The 5,347-nt window shown below is 60.4% G+C and carries 6 protein-coding genes; 4 read left to right on the top strand and 2 right to left on the bottom strand.

What is annotated here, in order from left to right:
- Positions 1-135: 135 nt before the first annotated feature.
- Both B7X30_RS15170 and B7X30_RS15165 read right to left on the bottom strand, forming a co-directional pair.
- The gene (locus B7X30_RS15170; protein ID WP_286731725.1) at positions 136-1,575 is read right to left on the bottom strand and encodes an ATP-binding protein; all 1,440 of its coding nucleotides are present in this window, start codon (positions 1,573-1,575) and stop codon (positions 136-138) included.
- Positions 1,572-2,294: a response regulator gene (locus B7X30_RS15165; protein WP_013104782.1), complete on the bottom strand. Its 723-nt coding sequence runs from the start codon at positions 2,292-2,294 to the stop codon at positions 1,572-1,574. The genes B7X30_RS15170 and B7X30_RS15165 overlap by 4 nt, the downstream gene beginning before the upstream one ends.
- 345 nt (positions 2,295-2,639) lie before the next feature.
- Here B7X30_RS15165 and B7X30_RS15160 point away from each other — a divergent pair, with 345 nt between their 5' ends.
- The 4 genes from B7X30_RS15160 (at position 2,640) to B7X30_RS15145 (ending at position 5,102) form a co-directional block, all read left to right on the top strand.
- Positions 2,640-3,035: a Spy/CpxP family protein refolding chaperone gene (locus B7X30_RS15160; RefSeq protein ID WP_286731721.1), complete on the top strand. Its 396-nt coding sequence runs from the start codon at positions 2,640-2,642 to the stop codon at positions 3,033-3,035.
- Between the two features lie 105 nt (positions 3,036-3,140).
- On the top strand, positions 3,141-3,335 hold the full coding sequence (locus B7X30_RS15155; RefSeq protein ID WP_286731719.1) for an SHOCT domain-containing protein: 195 nt from the start codon (positions 3,141-3,143) through the stop codon (positions 3,333-3,335).
- A gap of 136 nt (positions 3,336-3,471) precedes the next feature.
- Positions 3,472-4,167: a hypothetical protein gene (locus tag B7X30_RS15150; RefSeq protein WP_286731717.1), complete on the top strand. Its 696-nt coding sequence runs from the start codon at positions 3,472-3,474 to the stop codon at positions 4,165-4,167.
- Entirely contained in the window at positions 4,080-5,102 is a 1,023-nt protein-coding gene (locus B7X30_RS15145) for an ADP-ribosylglycohydrolase family protein (RefSeq protein WP_353681927.1), read from the top strand. Before B7X30_RS15150 ends, B7X30_RS15145 begins: the two co-directional genes overlap by 88 nt.
- Positions 5,103-5,347: the final 245 nt, after the last annotated feature.

The raw sequence follows: 5,347 nt of genomic DNA, 5'->3' as shown, positions 1-5,347 counted from the left end.
TCTGCCGCGACGATCTGCCCCGGAGCAGCAGCAGACCCAATCACATGGCAAGCCCAACACCCCGGAATATCCGGCTTTTGATCGGCGCCAAAAAACGAGGGGAAAACGGATTTTGAATTTTGCAGGGCCGACGACTTATGCCGGACTATGTGGAAGTTCCAAGATCGCCTCCATTCCGCCATCGCGGCGATTCTGCAACGTCAACCGTCCCCCCGCCGCACGCGCGATGTCGCGTGCGATACCGAGGCCAAGGCCGGTGCCGCCGGTTTGACGGCTGCGCGACGCTTCAAGCCGATAGAACGGCTCAAACACCTTTTCCAGTTCTTCCTCCGGAATGCCGGGGCCCTGATCCTGAATGCGCAGTGTCAGGGAGGTAGCGCTATCGTCGACGACGATGAGGGCCCGTTCGCCATATAAAACGGCATTGTCGAGCAGATTCGCTAAGCAGCGCTTTATTCGTGCTGGATCCCCAACGAAGGGCTTGTTGGTACGCCCTTGAATCTGCACTTCACGCCCCATCTCTTCTGCGTCGGCCTGCAGACTTTCAAGCAAGGACATGATGTCGATGGGCTGAATATGTTGTGGCTGGTCGAGACCGCGCATGAAATCCAGCGTGTACTTCACCATCTGCTCCATCTCCAGCAGATCCTTCTCGAACCGCGCGCGCACATCGTCATCATCCAGCAGTTCTGCGCGCAAACGCATGCGGGTGATCGGCGTTTTCAGATCGTGCGACATGGCCGAAAAAATGCGCGTCCGATCCGTAATAAATCGAATCAGTTGAGCCTGCATGGTGTTGAACGCGTGTGCAGCGCGCCGTACCTCGGCAGGTCCAGCTTCCGGCAGTGGAGGACGATGGATGTCTTCACCAAGTGATTCAGCGGCCGAGGCCAGGACCGCCAGCGGCCGCGTCATCCACCGCACGGCAACAAAGGAGAGGAACAACACTGACGCCAAGAGGACGAGCAAGGTCAGCAGCAAATGCCAGGGGGGCGCCTGGGCGCCTTGGTGAAGCTGGGTTGTAAAGGCCACCCAGCTTCCATCGTTCAGTTGCACCTGGATCAGGAAGCCGAGTTTTTCCGCCATGAAGGCTTGCATGGAAGACCGGGATGCCTGTGTCATACCCGACATATAGGCCGCCATCGAGGCCATGCCAGGTAGGGGTCGCCGGTGCATGTCGGGGAATCCATTGGCCTCAGAAGGGTTTGCACTGGCCGAGACGATCAGCGGTCTTTCATCCCCGAGGGCGGAATGAAGCGCCTGTGAAAACATCATGGTTTGTGCGCTGCGCATTGCGGCAGCCGTTGTCTTGATGGGTGAGGGCTCCAAGTCCACGACCTGGGGCGGCACGCTCAAGACTTTTGCGATACGGAGCCGCTCCTGATGCGGCATCGAATCCAGAAGTTTGACCACGTCAGCAATGCGTTGCGCAGACTGCATGCCGCTGTTGCGCAGCACCGCACGATCACGCTCGGCGAAGTTAATTGAGGCGCTCAGAAGTTGCGCCAAAATCAAGCCGCTCGAGAGGACGAGCATCATGCGGCCGAACAGCGACGTCGGCAGCAACCGTTTCACGGCTTTCCTTCAACGGGCACTGACAACACATAGCCCATGCCGCGCACCGTCTTGATCAGTACCGGGTCGCGCGGATCATCTCCAAGACGTTGGCGCAAGCGACTGACCTGGACATCAATGCTGCGATCGAGCGGGTCGGCCTCCCGGCCTTGCGTGAGATCCACTAGCTGGTCGCGGTTGAGAACCCGGTTGGGATGGCTTAGAAAAATACGCAACAAGCGGTATTCCGCGCCACTCAGCGTCACGACCACGCCTGCGGGAGAAATCAGATGGCGATGCAGGGTGTTGAGCGTCCAGCCTGCAAAATGGGCCTCGCGCAAATCTTCGGGCTGCAAATTGACGGGCAGGCTGCGAGCGCGTCGCAAGATGACCTTGATGCGGGCGAGCAACTCGCGCGCGCTGAAGGGCTTGGTCAGGTAGTCGTCGGCGCCCATCTCCAGCCCGACGACACGATCGGTCTCGTCGCTGCGGGCGGTGAGCATCAACACGGGAATGTCGGATTTGGCGCGGAGCTGGCGACAGAGCGTCAGACCGTCGTCGCCCGGAAGCATCAGATCGAGCACGATCAAGTCGATGCGTGCGGCGACGAGGGCACGCTCCATGGCCTTGCCGTCGCCCACCGCGGTGACGCGCAGCCCGTTCTTTTGCAAATAGGCGCTCAGCAGATTACGGATCTCGCCATCGTCGTCAACGATCAGGATGTGGTCAGGTGTGTCCATGCCGTGATTTTCAGCGGTCTGCGGCGCGCCTCGTCAAAAACAATGTAACGCAGCATGTCAGCCACAGGTTCGCAGATCATGCGATACAAAACAGCCGCTTTTTGACACGGCCTGCTTACACGTCAGCGTTGAAATGGCTTCCATTGCGATGGCGGTCTATCAGATGTCGCTGCGGGAACGTCCCGCCAACCGTCTACGCATTTTGATCGGAGATCAATCATGAAATGCAACCATAGAACACTGGGTCTTGCCGCCGTCCTCTCGCTCGCCGCAATCGGCACAGCCTACGCACAATCCCCTGCCCAACCGCAGCAATACGGCTGCATGCAGGGGGGCGGGCCGGGCATGGGCATGATGGGCGAACGCGGCATGGCTGCGGGCATGATGGGGCGCGGTGATCCAACTGCCAGAATGGAAAATCGGCTTGGCGCGATGAAGGCGCAATTGCAGATCACGCCGCAGCAAGAGCCTGCTTGGGACGCCTTTAAGGCACAAGCCAAGAAGCAGGCCGATGCGATGCAGTCCATGCGGACCACCCTGTTTGAGGCAAAGGGCAATGCTCCGGAACGCATGGAGCAACGCACCCAGTTGATGCAAGCGCGCGTGGCAGGCATGGAGACCATGACCGCTGCGATGAAAACGCTCTATGCCGAACTGAGCCCGGGGCAGCAAGCCATACTGAATCAGCAATTTGGCGCGATGCGCGGAACCCGTCGCGGAGCGCCTGCGGGCGCGCAGTAAACCGGAGCCGGACGAGCGCGCGCGATCGCACGGATACAACCCGCCGATTGCGCGTGCAATGCACCGCGGCATGCAGTCGGCGCCAAACACAAAGGAGTACGCATCATGATGGGGTATTGGGGTTGGAGCGCAGGCCCTTGGTTCGGGATGTGGATCATTCCAGTCCTTGTGCTGGGTCTGATTCTCTGGATGATTTTCAGAGGAGGACACGGCGTGTCTGAGGCGCTTGACCGGCGCTATGCGAACGGTGAAATCAGTCGCGAGGACTATCAGCGCATGAAACAGGAGATCAAGTCATGACGTCGACGAAATCGAACCGCATGCCGGGTTCGGCGGATCACCACAAGCCGCAGCGTTGTCCAACGAGGAATGAGCCTGAGCGAAGGTTGAGAGTTGGGTTGCGATCGGGTTGATCATCTTCAGGATGGTGATCAACATGGATGACACGCGACTGACCACAATCGCGCAACTTGAGCAATTTCTCAGCGCCAATGCACAAGTCGAGTTTTCACCGCATGGTGACGATGCGCAGCGCTACGCCCACATCAGTCGGGTCCTGCGGCGCTTTGACGATCCGCGGCGCACCCGGCGCGAACGCGGAGTGGTGCTGGCCTATCTGCGCCTGACCAGCGGCTACAGCCGCGCGCAGCTCACGCGTCTGGTGCGGCGGTGGCAGACCAACCGCTTGGCCCCAGAGCCCCTGGTCAAGCGTTACGGCGCTCCAGCAGCCCCTTTTGCCCGCAAATTCACGCCCGGCGACGTGGCGCTGCTGGTGGAGATGGATCGTGCGCATGAAGAGGTCTGCGGCCCGGCCATCGCGCACCTGCTGCAGCGGGCTTACCACGTCTATGGCGACGCACGCTATGTCCGCTTGGCCACCCTGTCGGTCTCGCACCTGTACAACTTGCGCAAGAGTGCCGGCTACCGCGCCCAGCGCCTGCATCTCACCAAGACCCGTCCGGTGAACAACGCCATTGGCACGCGCCGCGCGCCACACCCCCAGGGACGCGCGGGCTTTGTGCGCATCGATACCGTGCATCCGAAATCATTCGGAAGTTCGGCCCTTTTGGGATCACCGATCTGGCGCCGGCCTACGGCAAGCTCGGTGCGATCACCGACGATACACAGATGACGCTTTTTACTGCCGAAGGAGCCCTTCGGGCTTATGTGCGGGAGACGCTGCGCGGCATTAGCAGCCCGCCGAGCGTGATCCACTACGCGTACCTGCGCTGGCTGTATACCCAAGGCGAGCATGAGCCGCGTGCCAAGGAATTCCTGCTTTCTGGCTGGCTGATCAGACAGAAGGCATTGTTCTCCCGCCGTGCGCCGGGCCGTACCTGCATCGATGCGCTGCGCAGCGGCATCGAGATCGGCCAACCGGCGCAGAATGACAGCAAAGGCTGTGGTGGCGTAATGCGCGTCGCGCCGATCGGCATGTTGTTCCACGCGCTGACCCATAGCAACCCTTCCCTCCGATCAGAAAACCTCGCACGCGCGTTCGACCTGGGCTGCGAAGCTGCAGCGCTGGCGCATGGACATCCCACGGGATTCCTGACTGCTGGCGTGATGGCCGCCCTGGTCTTTGATCTCCTCGACGGAAATGATCTTGCGGCGGCGATTGATCGGGTCACGCCTTTGCTGACGCGCAAGGAGCGGCACGAAGAAACACGCGTTGCCCTGGAACGGGCGCTATCCCTCCATGCGTCAGACACGGCGTCAGACGCCGCCATCCGGAAACTGGGCCAAGGCTGGATCGCCGAAGAAGCTCTGGCGATCGGCATCTATTGCGCCTTGAAGGCCAAAGACTTTGAAGCAGGCGTCATAATGGCGGTCAATCACGACGGCGACAGTGATTCCACCGGATTGATTGCCGGACACCTGCTCGGCGCGCTGCAAGGGCGGACGGCCATTCCGGCGCGCTGGCTGGATCTGCTCGAACTGCGTGATGTCATGGAAGAAATGGCCGATGACCTCGCAACAGTCGGTAGTTGGCGCTTGGGGGACTGTGACGACCCGGAGGCGAGCGCCGAAGAAGACTACTACTTCGGTCGTTATCCCGGCAGCTAAGCCAGCAGCATTACTGAACCGCCCCGTGTTTTGAGGAGGCTCCTTCGATTGAGAGAATGGAGCCATCATGAGGAAGTCCCGGAAGTTTTCCTCCGAGGTGATCGAGCGCGCCGTGCACATGGTGTTTGATGCCAAAAATCAGCACACCTTCAGATCCAAATCAAGTCGCGGATACTGCCCGCAGTGGCTTCAGAGCCTCAGTGCAGCCAGTGCAACTGAGTCGTCAGCGCATACAGCCCCACCCC

Origin of the sequence: Thiomonas sp. 13-64-67 (assembly GCF_002282795.1) — a bacterium.
Lineage (GTDB): Bacteria > Pseudomonadota > Gammaproteobacteria > Burkholderiales > Burkholderiaceae_C > Thiomonas > Thiomonas arsenitoxydans.
Note: the sequence above shows the minus strand (reverse complement) of the source record. Positions and strands in the feature narration are given on the sequence as shown.

Excerpts from the sequence above, each read along its gene's own strand:
- B7X30_RS15165 (WP_013104782.1), bottom strand. The coding sequence starts at position 2,294 with ATGGACACACCTGACCACATCCTGATCGTTGACGACGATGGCGAGATC.
- B7X30_RS15150 (WP_286731717.1), top strand. The coding sequence starts at position 3,472 with ATGGATGACACGCGACTGACCACAATCGCGCAACTTGAGCAATTTCTC.
- B7X30_RS15155 (WP_286731719.1), top strand. The coding sequence starts at position 3,141 with ATGATGGGGTATTGGGGTTGGAGCGCAGGCCCTTGGTTCGGGATGTGG.
- B7X30_RS15160 (WP_286731721.1), top strand. The coding sequence starts at position 2,640 with ATGGGCATGATGGGCGAACGCGGCATGGCTGCGGGCATGATGGGGCGC.